Source organism: Brevibacterium permense (assembly GCF_013280495.1).
In the GTDB taxonomy this organism is placed as follows: Bacteria; Actinomycetota; Actinomycetes; order Actinomycetales; family Brevibacteriaceae; genus Brevibacterium; species Brevibacterium permense.
Genome location: NZ_JABSSX010000004.1, coordinates 102,135 through 125,260, shown reverse-complemented (window position 1 = coordinate 125,260; position 23,126 = coordinate 102,135). Strand labels below are relative to the sequence as shown.

At 62.9% G+C, this 23,126-nt stretch carries 26 protein-coding genes; 21 read left to right on the top strand and 5 right to left on the bottom strand.

The features are described 5' to 3' along the window. The first annotated feature begins 11 nt into the window (after nt 1–11). From HK353_RS07620 to HK353_RS07555, 14 genes are all read left to right on the top strand, one after another. Complete coding sequence (locus tag HK353_RS07620) at nt 12–740, top strand: IclR family transcriptional regulator domain-containing protein (RefSeq protein ID WP_173154757.1); 729 nt, start codon at nt 12–14, stop codon at nt 738–740. A 111-nt stretch (nt 741–851) separates the two neighbouring features. After that, nucleotides 852–2,096 carry a CoA transferase gene (locus HK353_RS07615; RefSeq protein WP_173154754.1) on the top strand — a complete coding sequence of 415 codons (1,245 nt, stop codon included), beginning with the start codon at nt 852–854 and terminating at the stop codon, nt 2,094–2,096. Continuing rightward, on the top strand, nt 2,093–3,334 hold the full coding sequence (locus HK353_RS07610; protein WP_173154751.1) for a hypothetical protein: 1,242 nt from the start codon (nt 2,093–2,095) through the stop codon (nt 3,332–3,334). Before HK353_RS07615 ends, HK353_RS07610 begins: the two co-directional genes overlap by 4 nt. Beyond that, nucleotides 3,331–4,389, top strand: coding sequence for a CaiB/BaiF CoA transferase family protein (locus tag HK353_RS07605; RefSeq protein WP_173154748.1), 1,059 nt, complete (start codon nt 3,331–3,333; stop codon nt 4,387–4,389). Before HK353_RS07610 ends, HK353_RS07605 begins: the two co-directional genes overlap by 4 nt. A gap of 11 nt (nt 4,390–4,400) precedes the next feature. Then, nucleotides 4,401–5,555: an acyl-CoA dehydrogenase family protein gene (locus HK353_RS07600; RefSeq protein WP_173154745.1), complete on the top strand. Its 1,155-nt coding sequence runs from the start codon at nt 4,401–4,403 to the stop codon at nt 5,553–5,555. 111 nt (nt 5,556–5,666) lie between these two features. Continuing rightward, nucleotides 5,667–6,554 (top strand): enoyl-CoA hydratase/isomerase family protein, encoded by an 888-nt coding sequence (locus HK353_RS07595; protein ID WP_173154742.1) that lies wholly within the window; start codon nt 5,667–5,669, stop codon nt 6,552–6,554. A 16-nt stretch (nt 6,555–6,570) separates the two neighbouring features. Further along, the gene (locus HK353_RS07590; protein WP_173154739.1) at nt 6,571–7,572 is read left to right on the top strand and encodes a tripartite tricarboxylate transporter substrate binding protein; all 1,002 of its coding nucleotides are present in this window, start codon (nt 6,571–6,573) and stop codon (nt 7,570–7,572) included. 66 nt (nt 7,573–7,638) lie between these two features. Further along, entirely contained in the window at nt 7,639–8,109 is a 471-nt protein-coding gene (locus tag HK353_RS07585; protein ID WP_173154736.1) for a tripartite tricarboxylate transporter TctB family protein, read from the top strand. After that, nucleotides 8,106–9,740 carry a tripartite tricarboxylate transporter permease gene (locus tag HK353_RS07580; RefSeq protein WP_173154734.1) on the top strand — a complete coding sequence of 545 codons (1,635 nt, stop codon included), beginning with the start codon at nt 8,106–8,108 and terminating at the stop codon, nt 9,738–9,740. The genes HK353_RS07585 and HK353_RS07580 overlap by 4 nt, the downstream gene beginning before the upstream one ends. A gap of 28 nt (nt 9,741–9,768) precedes the next feature. Further along, the gene (locus tag HK353_RS07575; RefSeq protein ID WP_173154731.1) at nt 9,769–10,644 is read left to right on the top strand and encodes an NAD(P)-binding domain-containing protein; all 876 of its coding nucleotides are present in this window, start codon (nt 9,769–9,771) and stop codon (nt 10,642–10,644) included. Nucleotides 10,645–11,125: 481 nt separating this feature from the next. Then, on the top strand, nt 11,126–11,737 hold the full coding sequence (locus tag HK353_RS17580; RefSeq protein ID WP_173154728.1) for a glycerate kinase: 612 nt from the start codon (nt 11,126–11,128) through the stop codon (nt 11,735–11,737). Nucleotides 11,738–12,008: 271 nt separating this feature from the next. Continuing rightward, on the top strand, nt 12,009–12,377 hold the full coding sequence (locus HK353_RS07565) for a hypothetical protein (protein WP_173154725.1): 369 nt from the start codon (nt 12,009–12,011) through the stop codon (nt 12,375–12,377). Nucleotides 12,378–12,406: 29 nt separating this feature from the next. Beyond that, nucleotides 12,407–12,835 carry a VOC family protein gene (locus HK353_RS07560; protein WP_245395861.1) on the top strand — a complete coding sequence of 143 codons (429 nt, stop codon included), beginning with the start codon at nt 12,407–12,409 and terminating at the stop codon, nt 12,833–12,835. Next, a complete protein-coding gene (locus HK353_RS07555; protein WP_173154722.1) occupies nt 12,832–13,125 on the top strand; it encodes a biopolymer transporter Tol in 294 nt (97 codons plus the stop codon). The genes HK353_RS07560 and HK353_RS07555 overlap by 4 nt, the downstream gene beginning before the upstream one ends. Nucleotides 13,126–13,186: 61 nt before the next feature. Here HK353_RS07555 and HK353_RS07550 read toward each other — a convergent pair whose 3' ends face one another. Next, a complete protein-coding gene (locus HK353_RS07550; protein ID WP_173154719.1) occupies nt 13,187–13,651 on the bottom strand; it encodes an SRPBCC family protein in 465 nt (154 codons plus the stop codon). Between the two features lie 234 nt (nt 13,652–13,885). Between HK353_RS07550 and HK353_RS17010 the strand changes: the two genes are divergently transcribed. Both HK353_RS17010 and HK353_RS17005 read left to right on the top strand, forming a co-directional pair. Further along, nucleotides 13,886–14,236: a M20/M25/M40 family metallo-hydrolase gene (locus HK353_RS17010; RefSeq protein WP_342589861.1), complete on the top strand. Its 351-nt coding sequence runs from the start codon at nt 13,886–13,888 to the stop codon at nt 14,234–14,236. A gap of 233 nt (nt 14,237–14,469) precedes the next feature. Beyond that, nucleotides 14,470–14,685, top strand: a complete 216-nt coding sequence (locus HK353_RS17005; protein WP_245395860.1) for a hypothetical protein — start codon at nt 14,470–14,472, stop codon at nt 14,683–14,685. Nucleotides 14,686–14,739: 54 nt separating this feature from the next. On the opposite strand, the gene HK353_RS07540 is transcribed toward HK353_RS17005, so the two are convergent. Further along, nucleotides 14,740–15,462: a haloacid dehalogenase type II gene (locus tag HK353_RS07540; RefSeq protein WP_217278344.1), complete on the bottom strand. Its 723-nt coding sequence runs from the start codon at nt 15,460–15,462 to the stop codon at nt 14,740–14,742. Nucleotides 15,463–15,610: 148 nt separating this feature from the next. On the opposite strand from HK353_RS07540, the gene HK353_RS07535 reads away from it, so the two are divergent. The 3 genes from HK353_RS07535 (at nt 15,611) to HK353_RS07525 (ending at nt 17,760) form a co-directional block, all read left to right on the top strand. Then, complete coding sequence (locus HK353_RS07535; protein WP_173154714.1) at nt 15,611–16,396, top strand: MerR family transcriptional regulator; 786 nt, start codon at nt 15,611–15,613, stop codon at nt 16,394–16,396. A gap of 209 nt (nt 16,397–16,605) precedes the next feature. Then, on the top strand, nt 16,606–17,268 hold the full coding sequence (locus HK353_RS07530; protein ID WP_173154711.1) for a small multidrug efflux protein: 663 nt from the start codon (nt 16,606–16,608) through the stop codon (nt 17,266–17,268). A gap of 87 nt (nt 17,269–17,355) precedes the next feature. Continuing rightward, nucleotides 17,356–17,760, top strand: a complete 405-nt coding sequence (locus HK353_RS07525; protein WP_173154708.1) for a hypothetical protein — start codon at nt 17,356–17,358, stop codon at nt 17,758–17,760. A gap of 1 nt (nt 17,761) precedes the next feature. On the opposite strand, the gene HK353_RS07520 is transcribed toward HK353_RS07525, so the two are convergent. Next, entirely contained in the window at nt 17,762–18,013 is a 252-nt protein-coding gene (locus HK353_RS07520) for a hypothetical protein (protein WP_173154706.1), read from the bottom strand. Nucleotides 18,014–18,173: 160 nt separating this feature from the next. Here HK353_RS07520 and HK353_RS07515 point away from each other — a divergent pair, with 160 nt between their 5' ends. Beyond that, nucleotides 18,174–18,824 (top strand): homing endonuclease associated repeat-containing protein, encoded by a 651-nt coding sequence (locus HK353_RS07515; RefSeq protein WP_245395859.1) that lies wholly within the window; start codon nt 18,174–18,176, stop codon nt 18,822–18,824. A 100-nt stretch (nt 18,825–18,924) separates the two neighbouring features. Here HK353_RS07515 and HK353_RS07510 read toward each other — a convergent pair whose 3' ends face one another. Next, nucleotides 18,925–20,109, bottom strand: a complete 1,185-nt coding sequence (locus HK353_RS07510) for a pyridoxal phosphate-dependent aminotransferase (RefSeq protein ID WP_173154703.1) — start codon at nt 20,107–20,109, stop codon at nt 18,925–18,927. 160 nt (nt 20,110–20,269) lie between these two features. Between HK353_RS07510 and HK353_RS07505 the strand changes: the two genes are divergently transcribed. Further along, nucleotides 20,270–20,998, top strand: coding sequence for a VIT1/CCC1 transporter family protein (locus HK353_RS07505; RefSeq protein ID WP_173154699.1), 729 nt, complete (start codon nt 20,270–20,272; stop codon nt 20,996–20,998). Between the two features lie 543 nt (nt 20,999–21,541). Here HK353_RS07505 and HK353_RS07500 read toward each other — a convergent pair. Then, the gene (locus HK353_RS07500) at nt 21,542–22,996 is read right to left on the bottom strand and encodes an FAD-dependent oxidoreductase (RefSeq protein WP_173154696.1); all 1,455 of its coding nucleotides are present in this window, start codon (nt 22,994–22,996) and stop codon (nt 21,542–21,544) included. Nucleotides 22,997–23,126: the final 130 nt, after the last annotated feature.

The window sequence follows — 23,126 nt, the reverse complement described above, 5'->3', positions numbered from 1 at the left end:
CTGTGGAACGTGTGGCCGCACTCCTGGAGTTGCTGTCCGCGCGCAAGGCGCCGATGCGTCTAATCGAGATCGCCCAGGACCTCGATCTCCCTAAGAGCACAGCCCACGGAATCCTGCAAACACTTCAGGCGAAGGGGTTCATCGTCAGGGACCAGAACCAACGATATCGATTGAGCCTGCGGCTCTTCTCATTGGCGGCTAGCGCCCTGGAGATCGTCGACCTTCCCGAGTTGGCGCGCCCCGCCATGGAACAGGCGTCCCAAGAAACAGGCCTGACCTGCAATTTGGCCGTTTTGGACGACCATGACGTGCTGTACATCGAGAAGGTCGAGGCTCGGGACGGCGTGGTGCGCCTGGTCACTCACGTCGGCACCCGGATACCAGCACACCAGACCTCCCTGGGCCACGTGCTGGTCGGTTCAAAGCCCGCTGACGAACAGGAGGAATGGCTGAGCCGACATGTATTCGAGAAGGCTACCGAAAAGACCTGCCCGGACGCTGAATCGTATCGGAAAGTGCTGCAGAAGCAGTCGAAAGTCGGCTATGCAGTCGACGACCAAGGCCTGCACGCTGCGGTCACCGGTTTCGCTGCTCCGGTCCGAGACCGCTCGGGCAGGGTCATCGCAGCCTTGAGCCTTTCCCATCTCGGCCCCCAGGTCGCCGCCGCCACCAAACGGGAGCTCGGCCAGCGAGTGCTGGAAGCAGCAGAGAGCGTGACGGCAGTGCTAGCGACTCGCTGACGCGGATCGTTCTCAGCCCCGACAGCCAGCTCCCAGGAGAGTGACGAACTCCGACCACACTTCTGAACCAAGTACCTATATAAGAACAACCGAACTTATTTGGAGGATACCGTGCCACAGCGATTGCCCTTGGAAGGCGTCACAGTCCTGGATTTGAGTCACCTTGCCGCAGGACCATGGTGCACCATGGTCTTAGCCGACCTAGGTGCCGATGTGATCAAGGTCGAGCGACCGGACAGCGGAGACATGTCCCGGCAGGCGGGCAGCGTCTTCGCAGAAGACCAGAGCGCGGTATTCCTTTCCTTGAACCGGAACAAGAGGAGCATTGCCCTCGATTTGAAGGACCCCGAAGGACGGGAAGTCTTCTACGATCTCGCTGATAAGGCCGACATCGTCGTCGAGAACCTTCGCCCCGGGAAGGCCGCACAGCTCGGTGTCGACCGGAGCACGTTGGAGAAGCGGAACCCCGGCATCATCTACGCGTCCATATCTGCATTCGGTGATTCTGGACCGTATGTGGACCTCGCTGGGAACGATCCCATCATCCAAGCCCTGTCCGGAGCGATGGCTATCACCGGCGAGGCCGACGGCCCACCCGCCCGCCAGGGCCTCAGCGTGCCGGACTTCGCCGCGGGAATGACCGCCGGTCTTGCGATCCTCGCGGCACTGCATGGCCGCCATCAGGACGGCCTGGGCCGTCAACTGAACCTGAACCTGCTTGACGTCTCGGTGTTCGCTCTCGGACCCCGGGCACAGGAGTTCTTGCTGAACGGTCAGGAGCAACCCCGGCTGGGCAGCGCGCATCCCCAGTTCGCCCCCTATCAGGCGTTCCCCTGCTCCGATGACCGATACATTTACATCGCCGTGATCAACGACAAGTTCTGGCGCCTCCTGTGCACGGCCCTGGACGAGCCCGAGCTCGTCGACGACCCGCGGTACATCACCAACCGCGACCGGGTGGAACGTCGGGAGGAACTGACCCGGATCGTGGGCGATCTCCTGATCGAGCATCCCAGCGCGACCTGGCTGGAACGACTGCAGGCCAAGGGGGTGCCGTGTGCGCGGGTCAACAGCCTCAGTGAAGCGCTCTCTGATCCCCAGGTGATACACAACGGCCTGCTGTCCACGGTCAATCATCCAACCGTTGGCGACCTGACCACGGTGGGACTCCCCATGACTCTTGACGGAGTCCGCCCCGCCGTGCGCACCGCACCGCCATTGCTGGGGGAGCACACCGATGAGATCCTCCGCGAAATCGACGGCTCATCCGCGGAAGATCCGCGGCCGGTGCGCAGTGGAGACAAGTCGGGTCTTTCTGACAAGAGCAACCTTAACGAGAACAGGAGAATGCGTTGAACGCGCAAGTCGACACCTACTCGGAGACCAACCCTCCAACCCCCGCGCCGGCGATGCGAGAGGCCGCCGAAGCGGCGCTGGAAGACGTCAGGCGCGGCCTCGAGCCAGTCCTGAGGCTGATCGAGGACTCTCCGCCTGGTTCAGCCCCGGGGTTCAAGTACACCACCGGCGGTTACCGTATCAATTCGCAGTACCTACCGCACGAATGGTCCACTTTCCAGTGGGTGGGTTTCCTCAGTGGGAGGCTCTGGCTCATCGCCGACCACTTCCAAGACGCCCGCGTCCACGACGCCGCGTACCAGCTGTCCACGACCGTTGCGCAGACGCTGGCGCTAGAGCCGCCGCGATTCTCCGCAGCCGGCAGCGACCTGTTCTATGCTGCCTGCTTGGGGGCTCGGATCAGTGGAGACGATGACCTTGCTGAGACGGCGCTGAAAGCCGTGCAGCAATACCGCAACAACTTCGACGACCGGTTGGGGATCTTCCTCCAGGTCCGCAACGTCAATCGTGCCGTCATCGACACCGGCCTGAACCTGTTGCCGTTCTACTGGGCAGCTCACGTCGACCCGGAACTGGCTGATATCGCGCGGGTGCACAATGCGAACCTGCTCGACTACGGGATCATGCGCGGCGATGGATCTTGTTACCAGGCAATTGAATTCGACCTGGACACGGCTCAGCCGGCACGACGCTATTCCATGCAGGGCTACAGCGACTCCACCACCTGGGCTCGCGGACAATCTTGGGCCATGCATAACTACGTCAATGCTTTCGAAGCCACGCTTGAGGCGAGGTTTCTGGACGTTGCCCGGTCCGCCTGCCAGTGGTATGTAAGTCATTTGCCACAGGGCAACGTTCCCTTCTATGACTTTGACGACCCCGCAGCCCCTGCTGTCCCCCGGGACACTTGCAGCGCGACTATTGCCACCAACGCCCTGTTGAGGCTGGCGCGATTGGACGCGGAGTCCAGGGACTGGGCCGGTGCAGCAGCGGAAGCCATCACAGATGCCCTTCTGGCAGACCATCTGTCGCCCGGCGGCGTTCTGCTGCACAGCAGTTGGGGACAGTTGCCGCCGGAGAAAGCAGGGGCCGGCTTCTCCCGGTTCCCCCTGGAGGAGGCCATGCCCTACGGCAACTACTGGATCGTGGAGGCCGCCTACCGTTACGCACACTGCGACTGGTCTCCGCTGGATCTGGCCCCCTCCGTGTCCCCTGTGCTGTCGGGACGGCGACCATGACAACGGCGGCCACCCCAGCCCTGGCCCAGGCGCCCCTAGAGGGGCTGCGGATCCTGGACCTGTCGCACTTCGTCGCTGGCCCGTGGTGCACGGTGTTGCTCCGTGAGCTCGGCGCGGAAGTCATCAAGGTCGAGCCGCCGGGCGGTGAGATTAGCCGGAACATGGGCGGCGTCTATGCCGCAGGCGAGTCTGCGATTTTCCTAGGATTCAACAGCGGCAAGAAGAGTGTCTGTATTGACTTAAAGACCGCCGAGGGGCGGGAGGCCGTGGTCCGCATGGCCCATGAAGCTGATGTCGTCGTGCAGAATTTCCGGCCCGGGACCGCCGAGCGCCTGGGGGTTGGGGCAGAGCAGCTGCGGAAAGTCCGGCCGGAGCTGGTCTACTGCGCCATAACAGCCTTCGGGCCGGACGGACCATACGCTGAACGGCCCGCCAACGACCCTCTCATCCAGGCACTCAGCGGGGCCATGTGGGCCACCACCACACCCGGTGGTACCCCGATCCGGATGGGGGTCAGTCTCCCGGACTTCGCTGCCGGGGTGCTTGCCGCCATCGGCATCCTCTCCGCCATACGCCGGAAATCGTCGACGGGCAAGGGTGCCACTGTCGACATCAACTTGCTTGATTCCCAGCTATACGCACAGACCGACCTGCTTGCGGGCGGGGAATTCAGCCCTTCCGTCCAAAACGGGTCCGTGAGGTGCTCAGAAGGGCGGTACTTCTGGGTAGAGGCCGATGGTGGCGACTCGGCTCGCGTGCCAGTGCAAGGGTTGTCGGAGGTCTTGAGGAACGACACAGCGAGAACGCGAACCCTGGAACACCCGACCGTCGGTGAGCTGCACCAGCTCAAAATTCCCGTTGATGTCGATCCGCCATGGCCAGCCACTGCTTCGCCACCTCCCCTGCTGGGAGCGGACACCCGCGACATCCTAGGAGAGCTGGGATTCTCGGATCGCACCATTGAGCGTCTGGCGGACCAGGGGATCATCAATGACGATCAAATTCGGACCAGCAATGTAAACACCACCACACCACACAATAAGGAGATGCCATGACTGATACCACGATGACCGGCCAGGAACAATACGCACTGACGGAGAAGCAGCTCGCGCTTCAGGCGCAGATCCGGGAGCTCGCCGATGGCCCCGTTGCCGCGGGCGCTGCCCAACGGGATAAGACGGGAGAGTATCCGCAGGACATGTTCGAGCTGCTCGCCGAGCGGAACCTACTCGCCCTTCCCTTCGGACCGGAGTATGGAGGGCAGAACGCAGGGATACTCTCTGCCGCCTTGGCGATTGAGGGTCTGACACGGACGTGCTATAACACCTCGTACCTCTTGATGATGACATGGCAGCCGTACTTCGCCATCACGGCCGCTGGCAACGAGGAACAGCGTGCCCGGTTCCTGCCGGGTCTGGCCGACGGAACCCTCCGGTTCTCTACGGCCAATACTGAACCGGATGTCGGATCGGACATGGCCAATCTCCAGACTCGCGCCGTGCCCGTTGACGGCGGCTACCTTCTCTCGGGTAAGAAGCAGTGGGCCGGCAACGCACCGGTCTCCGACTACTTCGTCACCTTCGCCCGCACGGGAGAGCCGGGGCATCGCGGACTCAGCGCCTTCGTCGTGCCCACGGACGCGGAGGGAGTGCATCGGGGGGCGGCGATGAACAAGATCGGCGGTCGGGCGATCCCGTCATGTGAGGTCGAGTTCACTGATGTCTTCGTCCCGGTCTCCGACCGTTTGGGTGAGGAAGGCGAGGGATTCAAGACCGCGGCCAGCACCTTCACCCTATTGCGCCCGTTGGTCGGCGCGCGAGCACTGGGCCTGGCTCAGGGGGCGCTCGACCATGCTGTGGCCTATGCCAAGGATCGGCGGGCCTTCGGCCAGCCAATCGCCGACTTCCAGGGCCTGCAATGGATGCTGGCAGACATGGCCATCAACCTCGAGGCTTCGAGGCATCTGGTGTACAAGTCGGCTGCGGTGCTGGACAGTGGAATGTCGCCCAGGGACGCCGCACCTCTGATCGGTATGGCCAAGACCTTCGCAACGGATTCGGCCATGCAGATTACCGTCGACGCGCTCCAGGTTTTCGGCGCAAAAGGGTACAGCACGGATTACCCGATGGAACGGTTCATGCGTGAAGCCAAGGGCCTGCAGATCATCGAGGGTACCAATCAGATCCAGCGCAATATCGTCGCTAAGAATCTTCTGGCCTGAAGCTGGAAACACTTGTGTGATATAGACCACTCGCTGTACTCTGAACCGAGTACCTGCATCTGAACAATTTCGGAACTTTGGTCAGAGGTGCCAGCCACCAAAGGAGGCGACATGGCCCATACTTCCACCCAGTCCCCAGCACCGGCGGGCATGACGCTGGACGACGATGTGGCCATCGTGACCATTCAGAACCCGCCGCTTAACCTTCTAGACAACGAGACAAAGGAGTTGCTTTTTGACATCTTCCGATCGTTGCGCCGTCACGACGATGTGCGGGCCGTTCTCCTTCACGCCTCGGGGACCAAAGCTTTCTCGGCCGGCGCGGATATCACGGAGTTCCCCCAACGGATCGCCGACGACAATGCGCTGGAGGTGGCCCGCAACGGACACCGTCTCATCACGGCTATCCGTGAATGCGGGCACCCGACAGTGTCGGTCGCCGACGGAGTAGCTTTCGGGGCCGGACTGGAAGTCATGTTGGCGACAGACTTCAGGCTAGCCACTGCACGAGCGACCTTCGCTCTCCCAGAGGTAACCCGGGGTGTATTTCCCGGCAACGGGGGAACTCAGCTGTTGCCTCGGATCGTCGGCAGCGCGCGGGCGCTGGATCTGATGCTCTCCGGCAGTCCAATCGACGCCTCGGAGGCCCTCCGCATCGGCCTGATCACGCGAATCGTCGCCGCGGAGGAACCGACTGAAGCCGCGCTCCGTTTCGCCCGACGACTGGCAGGGCTTCCGGCGCCTGCCGTCGCCAGCATTCGGGCGCTAGTCCGGACGGCTGTCGAGGAACCGTTGGAATCGGGATTGAGCAAGGAGGCCGGACTGTTCGCACAAGTGTTCCGAACAGACGAAGTCCTTGAGGGTGTCGAGGCTTTCGGGGATAAGAGAGCCCCGGACTTTCGCCACGTCGCGACAGAGCGCCATCCCCCGGTTTTTGATTCCGCCGAAGTGCCCGACGTCTTCGTCGAGACGTCATCTACCCCTCCATCCACTCACTGAACAAAGGACTAGAACAATGAAGTTCAATACCACTCCAATGACCTTCCCGAAGTTCCCACGCCGACTGGCCGCCACCGCGACGGTGCTGGCTGCCACTGCTGGACTGACAGCGTGTGGTGCCGCTGGCGCGGGTGACGACGAGGAATTTCCTTCATCCCAGGTTGAGATCATCGTACCGTGGGCGGCCGGTGGGGCCACAGACCTGACCACCCGGCAACTTGCCACGCTCGCAGAAGACACGTGCGGCGTCCGCATGATGATCACCAACAAGACCGGTGCAGCTGGCGCTGTAGGCCATCAGGCCATGGCCGATGCGGAACCGGACGGATACACGGTGGGGGCTGCCACGGTGGAAGTCTCCATCCTGAACCACCTGGGCAACACAGAGATCACCCCAGAGGACTTGCAGGGGGTAATACGGTTCCAGTCAACCCCGTCCGTCTTGGCCGTGAGTCCGGACTCTCCGTACCAGACGTTTGATGACCTCGTGAAGGGCATGAAGAACGGAGATGAAGTCCGGGTAGCCACCAACGGCCGAGGGGGGATCTGGGACATCGCCGCTCGAGGGCTGGCACAGGAAATCGGCGTTGAGTTCAAACAGTACGCTCCCTTCAACGGCTCGGCGGAGATGATTCCGGCTGTCCTGGGCGGCCAAGTCGAAGCCCTCACGCCGTCCGGTGCGGAGATGCAGTCTCAGCTGAACACTGGAGAGCTCCGCGGGCTGGTGTCCATGTCCCCTGAGAGGTTCGAAGTGTTCCCGGACATCCCCACCACTCATGAGGAAGGCGCCGATTGGGACGCAGCCAACTGGTTCGGGATCGTCGTACCCGAGGGAACCCCGGAAGACCGGGTGCAGAAGCTGAACGACTGCTTCGCCGAGGCGGCCCGATCGGACACCTTTCAGTCATTCATGAAGAAACAGGGTTACGGATCCGAAATCGTAGAGAGCGAGGAGTTCGAACAGTTCATGGACGACGAATTCACCCGTTTCGGAGAGCTCGTAGACAGGATCTACTGACGGATTGCTGACCCTGCTGGAAGCGTTCGCGTATCCGGCCCGACCCCATTAAAGGGGGAACAAACTATGGAAACCACTGAATCTCGAAGTCGTATCGGTAACATCACCGCCGCGGTGGTGCTCTTGTTGGTAGGTGTCACCACTCTGATCCAGACCGCCGAACTCGACGGCAACGGGGACGCAAGCGATCCCGGGTCAGGCGGATACCCGATGCTGATCGCTACTGTCCTGATCGCGCTGTCAGTGCTCCTGACACTCCAGAGGGGCGGGGGCGAAGCGCTGCCATCCCGCTTTGATGGCCTGCGTGTCATCGGAGCGGTGGCCTTACTCCTCATCTATGTGTCCGTGATGGGCAGTCTTGGCTACATCACATCCACCGTGTTGTTCCTGGCACTGGCCCTTCTGCTCATGGGTATCCGCAACATCCCACTACTCGTGGTCGTACCTGTGGGATTCAGCACGGTGCTGTTCCTGATGTTCTACAACGTTTTCGGAGTATCTCTTCCCCGTGGAATCCTGGAAAGGCTGATCTCATGAACGATCTGCTGATTGCGCTCGAAGCAGTGCTGTCCTGGCAACATTTGCTGTTCATGCTCGTAGGGGTGGTCGGCGGCATTGCGGTGGGGGCCATCCCCGGTCTCACGGCAACGATGACCATCGCCGTCCTCCTGCCGTTCACCTTTGCGTTGAATCCGCTTTCCGGGGTGTGCCTTCTCTTGGGGATCTACTCAGGTGCTGTGTATGCGGGTTCCGTTCCGGCGATTTTGCTGCGTATCCCGGGTACGCCATCCTCAGCAGCGACCCTGCTGGACGGCTATCCGATGACGCTAAAGGGAAAAGCCGGTCAGGCCTTGACCATATCCCTGCTGGCCTCCGGGTTCGGCGGCCTCATCGGCGGCGTCCTGCTGCTGGCACTCACCCCGGTGCTGGCACGATTTGCTCTCAGCTTCGGGCCAGCCGAGTTCTTCATGCTTGCAGTCTTCGCCCTGACCCTGATTGCCTCGATGTCTGAGGGTGCCATGGTCAAGGGACTGATCAGCGGCATTGTAGGCCTACTCATCGCCACGGTCGGCGTGGACCCAATCAACGGGGTCACCCGCATGACCTTTGGAATCGGTGACCTTCAGGCTGGTCTGGGCTTCATTCCCGTCCTGATCGGTCTGTTCGGCGTGGCAGAGGCTCTCGTGCGTTTCGAGAAGCACATCCGGTTGCGATCTGCTTCCCCGGTGTCGCCGGGGTCATTCCGAGTGCCAGGATCGCTGTTGCGCCGTCTCGTGCCAGGCATGACATACAGCTCGGTCATCGGTTTTGGCGTGGGCGTGCTCCCCGGCACGGGCGGAGATATCGGGTCATTCATCGGCCACAACGAAGTCAAGCGGCTAGCAAGAGACAAATCGATGTTCGGCAAGGGTGATCCACGTGGTCTGGCCGCCGCCGAATCCGCCAACAATGCCTCCGTCCCAGGGACACTCGCGCCCACCCTGATCCTCGGGATTCCGGGCAACTCAGCTGCCGCCGTCCTGATCGGTGCCCTGACGGTCCATGGGCTCCGCCCGGGGCCGGAACTCTTCAGCGGTTCCCCGGACTTGGTGTACAGCGTCTTCCTAGCACTGGTGATAATTCCCGTCATCATGGTTTTGGTCGGTCTGGCGGGCATCCGCTCATGGGGGCAAATCACGCGCATTCCAACCCAGTACCTGTGGCCCTGCGTGCTAGCCCTCAGCGTCGTCGGCAGCTTCGCGGTCCAATCGAGCCTGGTTGATGCCATGATTACTGTGGGAGCGGGCGTGCTGGGCTACTTCATGATCAAGGGCGGTTTCCCTCAGGCCCCGCTGGTCATCGGTCTGATCGTCGGCCCGCTTGCTGAGACCGGATTCCGGCGCGCCACGATCATCAACGGAGGATCTTACGACTGGGTCCTCCACCCAGTGCCGATGATATTGCTGATCATGAGCCTGCTAACCTTGGGTATTCCGTTGCTACGGTCCTGGAAGCGCAGGACCGCTAACTCCCCGGCGGACCAGTCGATCAATGACGGCGGAACTGACAGCAGCCTCGGCGGCACTGACAATACGGCTGACACCGATGATGGCGCCACGGCCGATTCCGACAACTTTTCGAAGGACGACGACGGTGACAGCAGGACAGAGAACACCCAGACAAAGTGAGCCGAATGAGCCACGGAAAGGTGAGGGAGTGATCTCTGATCACGTCGACGTTCGTCCCTTCGTGGGCGTCATCGGTTTGGGGAACCTGGGCTTGCCGGTCGCCCGCCGACTGCAGACCTGTGGATTCCGGACGGTCGGGTATGACGCCCGGTCGGGTGTTCGCGGCTCGGCCCTGGATCTTGACGTCGTTGAGTCGGTCCAGGAGGTGGTGGAGTCGTCGGACGTCGTCCTGATTCTGGTAGGGAACGCGGGGCAGTGTGCCGACGTCATAGCCCAGATTGTCGCCACTCCACCTGGTGGCAATAGCCCAAAGGCCGGCGTCGCCCATCTCCGGACAGTCGTGCTAATGTCGACAGTCGGCCCCGACGCAGTTGCCCGATTGGCTGATCCCCTCCTGGATCGCGGTATCGAGGTGCTGGACGTTCCGGTGAGCGGGGGTGCCGACGCCGCACGGGAGGGTCGACTGGCCCTCATGACCGGTGGGCCGACAGCATCCGTAGAACGTGTCCGACCCTGGCTGGCCACCCTGGGAACGGTCACTCCGGTCGGGCTGCTGGGCGCAGGACAACTCGTGAAACTTGCCAACCAGATCGTCTTCTTCGGCACCCAGGCAGTGCTCCAGGAGGCACTGGACCTGGTGGGTACGGCAAGCATCGAGCGTGCAGCACTGATGGAGGTCCTCTCCGGCGGCACAGCAGACTGCTGGTCCGTCCGGAATCCCGATTTCTTACTCGAGACGGCCCGTGCTTACGACAAGGCCGATCTGGCGCCCCAGCTACGGCCTTGGCACAAGGACTTGGCGCAGGCCCGTCAGGTAGCCCAGGATCGATCCGTGGACGTCCCCGTGGTGCAGGCCGTCAGCGAAGTGTTCGGAGACCGTTTGGATGCAAGGGCTCGAGCCTAGCTACCGCCAGTGCCACGTTAATGCTCAAGGACTTCGATCTCCCACGACGAGGTCGGTCAACTCGGGGCGGTGGTCGAAGCGTCGACTGTCTGGTCATCTCGTCCCTCGGCTCCGGTGACCAGCCCAGCACTGATGCTGTTACCGACGTGGTCGTCGTTGCTCTGGGCAACAAGTTCGTTGCCGCAAAGCTCGCTCCTCCGGGTTGGACGGCTATAGCCGTCAGACTCGGATCTTCCTCTCGGGGACTTGCTGCCTTCGGGGTGCCTCTTCACCGCCCAGGACCGGACTCCGGGCGAAGGCATCTCTCGGAGTCCGACTTAATCCGACTAAGAGGCAGGAATGATGGATCTTTGGACAATAGGGCCCTCTGGCCGGCCGTGCGCAAACGCTGGTACAGGCAATGTCACTACGCGGGATTGATCGCGATCGGCGATGGCACCTTGAGAAAAGACCTGAGTAGGCTGCTGAAAGCTGGTGCACGATGAGCTCGATCCAGATTCTTCTGGCCATGGACAAGTTCAAAGGCTCGCTCAGCGCCTCTGAAGCCTCACAGTCACTCCACACTGGACTCACTGCTAGTGCTCCGGAGGGCACGGTCCATTGCCGGATCCTGCCCTTGGCAGACGGTGGGGACGGCAGCGTGCAAGCGGCACTGCAGGTCGGCTTCACCCCGCTCACCGTCCCGGTGGCCGGCCCCGCGGGGACACCGGCCATGACTACCGTGGCCCTGAACGCTACGACCGCCGTCGTCGAGGTAGCCACAAGCTCGGGCCTGCAGATGCTGCCACCGGGACAACTTTCACCATTGGACAGCAACACTCTCGGCTTCGGACAGCCCGTCCACGCGGTCCTGGGACAGGGAGCCCGGCAAGTGATCCTGTCTCTGGGTGGGAGCGCCACAACCGACGGTGGGGCCGGCCGGCATGCCCAGCGCGCTGGGGGTACGGTTTCACGACTCGGGCGGAAAAGTCTTTACCCCACTGGCGCCACACTGAAGGACAATGAGTGGTTAGGTCTGTTACATGATCCGGTGACATCCGATCCTGCAGTCGCACTCCCGGCTACACCCTCAACTGCGAAGAGCCCCTTGTAGTATCGGCGATACGAGCTGGCCATTGCTCTACTGTATTTGTGTTAACTCTAGCGACGATTTTGCTAGTTGCGTCGAGCCGAAAAGCTTCGGACGTTTACGAGTGCGGAGCCGCCTCGGCGAGTGGGGCGAAGGCATCACGCCAATCGGCGGGGATGGCGGCACCGGTCGTGGCGGCGGACGGTCGGATCTCAGGCACGATGCCATCTTCTCATTGGACGGTGACATGGGGTGTGGCGGAGCTGTGTCAGGGGCGCGGAGTAGCATCTGCGGCATGGATGAGGACAAAGAGGTTCACACGCAGTTCTTCGACGCCTACACCCGTGCGCTCATCGATCGGGATGCCGTGGCAATCGCCGATCATTACGCGGTTCCGGCGCTCATCGAGTTCCCGGGGCAGCGGATCCTTGTCACCGAGGCGCCGCAGACGGAGAGCTTCTTCGCGAGTGCTTTCGGGCAGTACTCGGGCGTCACCGAAGTCGACGTTCATGTCACGGTGGCGGCATCGACCGAGCACAGCATTTGGGCCGACGTCAGTTGGAAATATCAGGGAGGTGCCCCCGACGAGCGGAACATGTATCAGCTGGTGCGTACCGAAGACGGCTGGAAAATCGCGGTGCTCACGCCGTTGGAGCTCGGATGACGGGGCAATCGGGTGAGAGGGGCACGCAAATGACAGGCGAGACAGGCATGTCCGGCTATCCCGAGCTACTGCACACGGTCATCGACACCACTGAGCCGAGGAAGCTGGCAGAGTTCTACCGGCGCCTGCTCGGCTACGTCTATCGCACTGGCGACGAGCTTTCGACGGGCGAGGTCGACGAAAAGGAGTGGCTGGTGCTCACAGACTCGCTGACCCACCGGAAGCTGGCGTTTCAGAAAGTCGAGCACCTCGAACCGACGACGTGGCCGACGACGGATGTCCCCATGCAGATGCACCTCGACCTCACAGTGCCGAACCGGACCATGTTGGAACAGCAGAGGCAGCGCGCCGAAGACCTGGGTGCCGAACTGCGCGTTGCTCGCACCGACGACGAGGATGAGCCCCTTTACGTCTTCGCTGATCCCTCCGGCCACCCCTTCTGCATATTCGTCGCATGAGCGAGAACAGCGATGACGAGCGGTGGCTGATCGTCAAGGGACGCCGGTGGCGGCGAACCGACCCAGCACTGGAACCGAACGTGATCGAGGAACTCAAGAGCCGCCTCGGCGCTGCGAGGAATGCCGTCAAGCAGGCGAAGAGGCTGGGTGCTGAGAATGATCTCGCGGAGGCGAGACGGAGGGTGAATGTCGCGAAGCACGGCCTCGGCGAACGCGGCGAGTATTGGTGGGACATGTCGCTCGAAGACCGCCGGCAACGCGCGGAGACGGCCCTGAACGAACTGCGGTGAGCTCGAACAGGGCCGCCTCGTCAGGCGTGAGCAGCCCGGGTGGACGCGCTGCTGCGGGGCGTCAGACTCCGGACACCGCGGCTGCCAAGTTGCCGAGGGACGATTCGAGATCCTCTTCGCTGACGGCCGGGAAGTCGACCTGCTTGAGCACCTCCTTGTCGGTGACTGCGCTCCAGTCGTAGGTCACGGAGACCTCGGTCGAGTCATGGCTGTGGGACTTGAGCTCCCAGACCCACTCCCAACCCGGTGGCTCTTCACCGGCCGGTGCCGTCTTCCAGGCGAGAAGCTTGTTCTCCTCAAAGCCGATGACATGATTGTCGGTCTTGTAGTCGCCGCCCATCTTGTCCCAGTGCATGTTCATCGTGAACACTTGGCCGGCCTCGGTGATGCGATCGGTCTTGTCATCCGACTGGACCATTCCCGAGCCGTCGATCTCGGCATGACGTTCTGGATTGGAGAGGACTCGGAAGATGTCCTCTACGGGGGCATCGATCATCCGCGAAGCGCTTATGCTCGTCTCACTCATGCTTGTCACCTTTCGTCAGATGGTGGCTGGAGTACGGGCCGGTCGACCCGTCCCTGTGGGCCACGGTATACCCTGATCCCGAATGAGGGGAGGGGGTGCGCAACCAATGACAGCAAATGTGGCTGGTCTTCCGGACCCTCGTTGAGGAATGCAGAATAGCCGACAGAGGTACGTGCCCGACGACGAAGACTTCAACATCGTAGGCAGCTATCGGCCGGCAGTCTCGCAAGGCCGATCGCTGATCCTGCAAGGTCATGTGGATGTCGTTCCGACCGGACCCTTGGAAATTGGACTGCTCCGCCCTTCGAGCCTCGAGTCGAGAACTCCTGGCTGTACGGACGTGGCGCCGGGGACATGAAAGCCGGCCTCCCGGCCAACCTCTTCGCCTTCGACGCGATCACCGCTGCCGGACTCTCTCCTGCAGCCCCAATCCATCTTCAATCCGTGGTGGAGGAGGAGAGCACCGGCAACGGAGCGCTCTCGGCACTTCTGCGCGGCTACACCGGCGACGCCGTGCTCATCCAGGAACCAGAAGAGAACGCCCTGTTGCGAACCACCGTCGGAGAGATCTCTGGCGGAGACTGACCCTTCAGCGTCCCGTCATGGTGTGAGGTCTCCGTGCGGCCGCCATCTATCCGGGGATCGACCCGGAACAGGCGTGGGAAGAGATTCAGGAGCACGTTCGGCACGCGAGCATCGCCCGGCGCGGTCAGGACAGTCGCCTGCCACGCCTGGAGCGAACCGGCTTCTTCACCGCAGGATATCGACTCGACGAAGGCGGAGAAGCTGAGGCCGTCCTCTGCTCGGCCCACCGGGATGTGTTCGGCCAGCATCTGCAGTCGTTCACCACGCCGGGATACCTCGACGGTCGGTTGTATACGAACTACGGATCGATGCCGACTCTGACCTATGGCCCCCGATCCCTCGACATCCACGCCTTCGACGAGCGCGTCCACATCGAGTCCGTCCGCAACATCACGAAGACCGCCGCTCTCTTCACCGCCGAGTGGTGCGGTCTGGAGCCGCTGAAATAGACACTTTGGCGTACTGCAGGGACTGCCGGCCCAGCACCCGTTCGAGGCGATGCCTCAGCTGATCTGGTCAGCGAGGTCTTCGAAGTCCTCGGCAACGATGTCCCAGTCGCCCGTGGGCTCGAGATCGATGGTCTGATCGGGTCCATGCTCGGTGGGGCGACGAACGAAAGCCGTGTTGAGCCCGAGGGACTGTGCCGCGGCGAGATCGCTGTTGTGCGCGGCGACCATGGCGACCTGCTGCGGTTCGAGACCGAGGATGTCGGCGGTCCGCAGATACGCGTCGGGGTCCGGCTTATAGGCTCCCGCCACCTCGGCGCCGAGGATCGCATCCCAGGGAAGACCAGCACGTTTGGCGACGTCGAGAGCCAACCGGACGTTCGCATTCGACAATGGGGCGACGATGAATCGCTCCTGCAAACGGGTCAGACCCGAGATCGCATCCGGCCACGGATCGAGCCGGTGCCACGCAAGATTGGTCTCGTCGAGGACCGGCGCGGGAATCGAGTCCGGATCGACGCCGAGACCCCTGAGCACGGTCTCGAGATTCTCCCGGTGGAGCACATCCAGACGAACGAACTCCCGGTCACCATCGCGCACCCGCTCCATCGACGGCTGATATTCGGCCCGCCAAGCGTCGGCGAACTCAAGCGGAACGAGATCGGGAACATGATCGCGCAAGTGCACGGCCACCTCGGCGGCAATACTTGTACGCCAGTCGACGACAGTGCCGAACATGTCGAAGACGAGGGCGTCGACCGAATCGAATCCTGCTGTCATGGTTACACGGTAGTCCGCGCACATCAGACCGTCCACGTCGGTTCTCCCGCTCACCATGTCAGTCCGTCCGCTTAGACTGAGCGGTGTTGGGAGTCGACGAGGACCTCATCGACACTGAACCACACGGCATCGGCGGAAGGACCTGACCGTGGGATGGAGCACGAGCGAATTGGCGCGGCTGACCGGCACCACGGTCAACACGATTCGGCATTATCACAAGCTCGGGCTGCTCACCGAGCCTGCACGGATGAGCAACGGATACAAACAGTACGGGGCCTCCCACCTGCTCCGACTCCATCAGATCCGGCGGATGCGCGAACTTGGGATCCCGTTGGCCGATATCGGTTCGGTCGATGACGATCACGAACAGCAGCAGCTCGCTCTCAAGCAGCTCGAGTCCGACCTCGGTGAGCAGATCGCGGCCCTGGAAAAAGCACGCACCGAGGTGTCCCAGATCCTCGAACACGGAGCGCCGATCGACACTGCCGCAGGCTTCATCGATGTCGCCTCGCGGATGTCGAGTGCCGATCGCAGCCTGATGAACATCTACTCGACCCTGTACGAGGAATCGGCGCTCGCGGAGATGCGGTCCATCATGTCCGAGACCACCCCGTACGACCAGGAAGTCGATGAGCTCGCCGAGGATGCCGACGACGCCACCCGCGAGCGCTTGGCAGAGCAGATCGCTCCGAGCATGAAGCGGCATCTCGAAGCGAAACCGTGGCTCCTTGCGCCGACCGATCGGATGACCGGGGACGTGAAGATGGGGCAGGCCGCGATCATCGGCTCGATCAGCGAGCTGTACAACGACGCGCAGATCGACGTCATCCAGCGCGCCTTCATCTCCGTCTTCCCGACTCTCGACATTCCGGACGAAGATCGCGAGCGGTTCACCGCTTTCATCAAGCACGTGGCCGCGGAGGAAGAAGGCTGAGGCAGGGGACTGAGGCGGAGGAAGAGGAGTCAAGTCGGGAGCTGAGGGAGAGAGCTGAACACAGTGACTAGGGAAGATACCTGAGGATTCGCTGGATTCGACGATGAGGCCTTGACCCTGTTCTGAGAACACAGTCTGTACTGAACGTATCAACCATCAGATCCGGTTCATCCGGGCCGGGATCTGCCGATCACGTTCAGGAGGACACCATGAACCCCATCATCGAATTCTTCCAAGGTCTCGCCGCTCAGGTTCCCGACCTGCTTCAGCCGTTCATCATCGCCGCGGCCGGGGCGATCCCCTTCATCGAGGGTGAGATCTCCTCAATCATCGGCGTGTGGGCCGGAATGAACCCCATGCTCGCCGGAATCGCCGGAGCCATCGGCAACTTCATCTGCGTCACCGTCATCGTGCTCCTCGGCGCACGGGCGCGTCGCGCCGTCGTGAATCGGCAGAGCGAAAAGCGTGAGCTCGCGGCCGTGGGGGCAGGCGCAGGTGTCGGCTCCGGATCGGTTGATGGCGCTGCGCCCGAGGCAGCTGCCACGCGGAATGGACCCGCCGACATTCTCTCCCCCGGTCCAGCGGCCGACGGCACTGCAGGTGACACGGCGACGGAGGGCCATCTCGGTGAAGGTGGGAAGCCCGAGTCCAAGGGGCGGGTCAAGTTCAAGAAGTTCCTCACCCGCTTCGGCGTCCCCGGTGCGAGCCTGCTCGGACCGTTGGCGATTCCCACCCAGATCACCTCGACGATCCTCGTCAGTGCTGGTGTGAAGACCTCGTGGATCCTGCTGTGGCAGGCCATCGCGATCATCGCCTGGACGACCCTGACCACGCTCATCGCCACCGGATCGCTCGCCCTGCTGGCCGGCTGAAGCCTCAGGAGACGCGGTCCCCGCAGGTGCCGTCCTCACCAACCAACCGCCCACGGATCTCGTCGCCGCAAGAAGAAAGGACGAATCATGCGCTCGCTGTATCGCCACCGGCTGGTCCTCACCCTCACTGGCCCGATCCTCATCGCTCTGGGACTGCCGCTGATCGTCCCGTTCGCCGCGACCCTGCTGGGCGAGACGATGCACCTGCAGATGCGATTGAGTCTGCCCGAATCGCTGCTCGCGACCTTGGGCATACTCGTCGCGTGGTTCGTCATCTCGCGGACGATCGACGTCGTCCTCAGCGGAAGCGACATCGGCGGCAAGATGACCGGGCGTCTGGTGTCGGCGGGTGCGTCGGTGCTCGTGCTCGGCGGAGGCTACCTGCTGATCACCGGCTCGATCCCATTAGCCGCGATCACCGCGGTCGTGATCAGCGGTCTGTTCTTCGCGTTGAATACGATGCTTGACGTTCGGGCGAGACGACCAGCATGAATCAGACAACCCAGCTGACCGTGCCCAAGTACTTCTCACCGGGGCGAACCGCTTCGCACTCCGCTGTGACGATCCGCTTGACAAAGGGGGCATGGGCAGCGGCCTTAGCCAGGACGATCTTCTCGCAGACGGCGCGAGTCTTGTGATACGTGTAGCTGAACTTCACCACATCAGCGTGAGCGGCGGTGCCGCCGAAGACGCTTGCCGTGGCCAGAATCAGAGAGGCTGCTCCGATTCCAAGAATTCGTTTCATCTGCATCGTCTTCTCCACTTCTCAGGGTCAGCATTCTCTGTGTGCGGCTACCGTCTGTGGCCGCACGACCGACACTATTTGCGGTTGCGTGAGTCGGAGACGATTGCGTGTACCGAGGTTGAAACCTGATGTTCCCCACTTGAAACGTACAATGGAGTGAATGTCTGATACCGGGAGAACCCACACCTCGTCGCTGGCCGTGCTCGGTGCGCTGCTGTTCGTCACCGCCCGCAGCCTCGATGACACCGGCGCGCCGGGGATCCCCGCGAGCGCCGACCCCGCCAAGCTCAGCCCCACCGACCGAGAGGCCCTCGCCGAGGTGGAGTCCGCACTGACCGTCCAACTCGAGAACTCAGGGACGTCGGTGACGTCCACTCTCGCCGAGGTGGCTGCGGCGGTTGCGTACGTCCGCGGCCGGGCGGAGGTCCCTAGTCTGACCGCGAGCCGGTACGACAAACTGCGCAAGACGGTGCTCGACGGCCTCGGAGCGACCTCGGCGCAGGGGGCGACGATCTGGCCGCCGACCAGTCAGACCGCGGTGCAGCGATTCGGGTCCTGGAACGAAGCGCTCAAGGCGGCGGGTCTGGCGACGAACAAGATCGGCCGATCCAAGGGGCAGCTGCGCTTCGACTCGGATGCCTACGACAAGGCGATTGCCGAATTCCTCGCCGACTGCGAATCACGCGGGACCGCCGCGACCTACAAGGCTTACACCGAATACGCCGCCGAGCACAAGGGCGAGGTGCCCTCGGCCGCGGCCGTCCGGAAGTTCTACGGAAGCTGGAATTCAGCGCTCGCTGCGGTGGAGTGAGGTGCGGATCAGCGACCGTGCATCTTCCCTCCGACCGCTCACGCTATGCGATGCGCGTTCGACGGTAACTTGAGCGCTCGGTGGCTCAACACTCCTGGCATCACCGGTCAGCGGCGAAGGCCTCCAGCCGGTCGCACGCCGTGTTGATGGTCTCGTCCGAGACCGCGAAAGTCAGGCGCAGGTAGCCCTCGCCGGCTGGGCCGAAGGCCGAACCGGGGATCGTCGCGAGGTTGTGCTTCTCCAGCAGCTGGGTCGCCAGTTCCCAAGAGTCCAATCCCCACTCGGACACATTCACCCAGGCATAGAATGTCGCCGCCGGCCGCAGCAGACTCAAGCCCCCGATGGCGTTGATGCGCTCGACCATGAGCTCGCGCCGCCTGGCATACGAAGCGACCATCTCATCGACCGCGGTCTGCGGTCCCTCGATTGCGGCGACCGCTGCCTCCTGGACGAAGCCGGGCAGACTCGAGGTCAGGCCCTCCTGCAGCAGTGCCATCGGCGCGATGAAATCTTGCGAACCGATGACGAAACCGCACCTCCACCCGGTCATCGCATAGGTCTTCGAGAAGCTGCCGATGGCCAGGAACCGGTCGAACTCCGCCCTTGCCTCGGCGGTGGATGGAGTCACCTCGGCGATAGAGGTGAAGACGGCATCGTCGAAGACCATCTCGTCATAGACCTCATCGGAGATGACGGTGAACCCATGCTCATCGGCCAGCGCAGCGATCTGCTCGAGGTCGGCCCGATCCATGACCGAACCCAAAGGGTTCGACGGACTGTTGATGATCACAGCCGCGGTCTTGTCCGTGATCGCGGCGCGGACATCCTCGGCGCGGAGCTTGAAATCATTGTTCTCGGTGACAGGAACGGACACGGCAACCCCGCCGAGGCGGTGCACCTGACCCATGTAATTGGGGAAGCTCGGGTCGGGGATGATGACCTCATCCCCTGGAGCGACAGTGACGTCGAGGGCGAAGGTCAGTGCCTCCATCGCGCCGAAGGAGACCATGACGTTCTCGGGCGCGATGCTGCGATTCCAGCGTCGTGAGTACTTTCCGGCGATGGCGGAGCGCAGTTCGGGGATGCCCGCATTGGCGACGTAGCGGGTGTTGTCGTTCTCGATCGCGCGGATACCGGCGGCTTTGATGTGCTCCGGAGTGGTGAAGTCCGGTTCGCCGACGGTGAGCTTCACGGCATCGGGGAAGTCAAGGGCTAGGTTGAACATCTTGCGGATGCTCGAGGCGGGGTAGGAGGCGGCCATGGGGGAGATGCGGGATTTCGTCATGGCTACAGTCTGCCCCTTCCTCGCGAGCTGAGGCAGAGGGCACCGCTGCGTAAGACCCGAGGACGGTTCCCACGGGCTCCGTGTCGGCTTGGTGAAACGGTCCTACGTGCCTCGCTCCGCCGTTTACGTGCGCGGCGTCACAGCGCCTACAATCTGCACCATGAGGAACGCCCGCGGCCACGAAGCCGAGCGAGAAGAACCACACCAGATCGATGGCCTGGCACAGCGACTCAACTGGCTTCGTGCCGGAGTGCTCGGCGCGAACGACGGCATCGTTTCGACCGCCGCCGTCGTGGTCGGAGTCGCTGGCGCGACGAACAGCTTCACGCCGGTCCTGCTTGCCGGCGCGGCAGCCGTTGTCGGTGGGGCGATTTCGATGGCCCTCGGCGAGTACGTTTCGGTCTCGAGCCAGCGCGACAGCGAGCGGGCCCTGATCGATAAAGAGCGAGAGGAGCTCCGAGTCGACCCAGATGGCGAGCTCGAGGAGCTCATCGGGCTGTATGAGACTCAGGGGCTCTCGCGCAGCACCGCGGAGGTGGTGGCGAAGGAGCTCACCGAGAAGGATGCGCTCAAGGCGCACCTCTCGACGGAGCTCAACATCGACGAGGACGACGTTGTGAACCCGTGGCACGCAGCGCTCGCCTCCGCGCTCTCGTTCTTCGTCGGCGCGCTCCTGCCGATGCTCACTATCCTCTTCCTGCCGACCTCGATGAATATCCCGGTGACGTTTGGTGCGACCATCGTCGCCCTCGCGATCACCGGCTACGTCGCGGCGTGGGTCGGCGGCGCGAACAGGTGGTCCGCCGTCGCCCGCACCTGTATCGGCGGCGCGATTGCGCTCGCCGCGACATTCCTTGTGGGTATGCTGTTCGGCACCTCGGTGGCCTAGGGCCTGGTTCGTCACCAATTTTTTGTGGAGCTGGGATCGTGGCGAGATCTGCCCTAGTTCTACGGCCCCCTATTTCGGATCAGCTCGGCTTTGCCACGTGAGTTCAGTGCCTTGCCAAGGTCATTATCGGATGAATCGCCACGAGATCCGACAGACCCGACGGTGTCTTGTTCGGCCAGGTTCTCGCGACAGCGGAATGCTCAATACCGGACCCTGGGATTCGAGCGATGCACCAGACCGGGCAGATCCCCATCGGCACGTCGACGCTGGCAGATCCCCATCTGCGGGGCGTCCCGAGCCACCTCGGTACGCAACGACCTCGATACCTGCCAGCCGACGATCTCGCAGGTGATCACGACCGACGTAAGCCCGCTCTGTGAACATTGGAGGTGCCGCTTTCCGAGGGGGCAGGTGAGGTCCGCCGCGAAGAAAGCTGACTACAGGATCTGGTCAGCTCGGAGCAGTTTTCGGTTCTCTTTCTCGAGATCTATGATTCGCTGGACATCAGCGGTGGTAGTGCCGGACCGGTCACTCCCGACCGGCCTACTCGTGCAACCCGGCCAAGCGGGATCCGAACCGTGCGAGCAGGCTCGTCTTCTTCGCCCCGGTCGCTGACTCCCACGCATCGGCAAGGCCGAAGATCTTGTACATCGACCGGATGCCCAACCACCGAATCGGTTCGGGCTCCCACTGCCCGGAGAAGTGATCGTTCCACGGCAGCGCTGTAAGCGGACTCGATGCTCCGGCAGCCCGATCGAGCAGGGTCTTCGCCGCCAGATGAGTCGCCGTCACACCGTGTCCGGCATAGCCGCGAGCCACTCCGATGCGCTGTGTCGGGTCGAAGAAGATGCCGGCGCACCAGTCTCTGGTCACTCCGAGCGCACCGCGCCAGGCATGAGCAACCTCGAACTCGAGGTCCGGGAAGAGCGAGGACAGGCGCCCGGCCAACAGGTCGACCACCTCGGCGGGGACCTCACCGTCACCGGGCAGACCCGACCGGAAAGCATAGGGCGCCCCACGGCCGCCGAGCGCGATCCGGCCATCGGCCGTGCGCTGGGCATAGATGAACGTGTGCGCCGTGTCGCCGAGGCATTCGCGCCCCTCCCAGCCGATCGACGCCCACGCCTCGTCCGACAGCGGCTCGGTTGCGATCATCGACGAGAACACCGGGATGACCTGCCGTCCCTGCAGACCCGGCAGGTCGCCGCCGACCGTGTCCGAATACCCCTCGAGACACACGAAGATCGTGTCCGCGCGCACCGGCCCGCGGTCCGTGGCGACCGAATTCTTTCGGAGATGCCTCGCCGAGGTGGCCTCACAGATGGTTACGCCCTGTTCCCTGAGCACGTGGCCGAGTCCCCGGGTGAGCAGTGCAGGATCAATGGCGGCGGTACCGGGGAAGTAGAGGCTGCCAAGCGCCCCGTCGACATTGATGCGGGCACGAGTCGCCTCGGCGTCGAGGAACTGCATGTCCTCGGGCCCATATCCGAACTGCTCATTGCCGGCCTCAAGATCGCGCAGCCGGGACAAGCCGGCCTCCGTTTGAGCGATGTCGATATGGCCGCCGCGCACTTGATGGGCATCGATGCTTTCAGCTTTGCAGACTTCGAGGACCTCGTCGATGGAGTCGAAGAGCGCGGACCGGAAAGCGCTGACGCTGGCCACGCCGCCGAGCCCTGCCGAGCCGACCGGCCCGGAGGGATCGTTCTTCCGGGCACGGTCGACCGCCTCGGCGAACTTGGTGCGATTGCCCGGCAGCAGGGTAGAGAGCCATCCGCCGTTGCGGCCGGAGGCGCCGTAGCCGATGTGGCTGGCCTCGATGATGGTGATCGCCCAATCGGGGTGGGCCTGCCGGGCGTAATAGGCCGACCACAGGCCGGTCAGCCCGCCGCCGACGATGACGAGATCTTGTTTCTCGCGCGGCAGCGGTGCGGGGTCGACGTCGTCGGCGGGGGAGGCCGCCAGCCAGTGCGAGGCTTCACCATTGAAGTAGGACACGGATCATCTCCTGAACTCGAGGCAGACCAGGCGGTCGCCTACGAAAACAGTTCTATCTCACTCGCTGGGTGAAGTAAATAGTTGCGGCGCTTTGTGTTGAGTGCTGAAACGAGCTCGTCAGCCTGCTGAT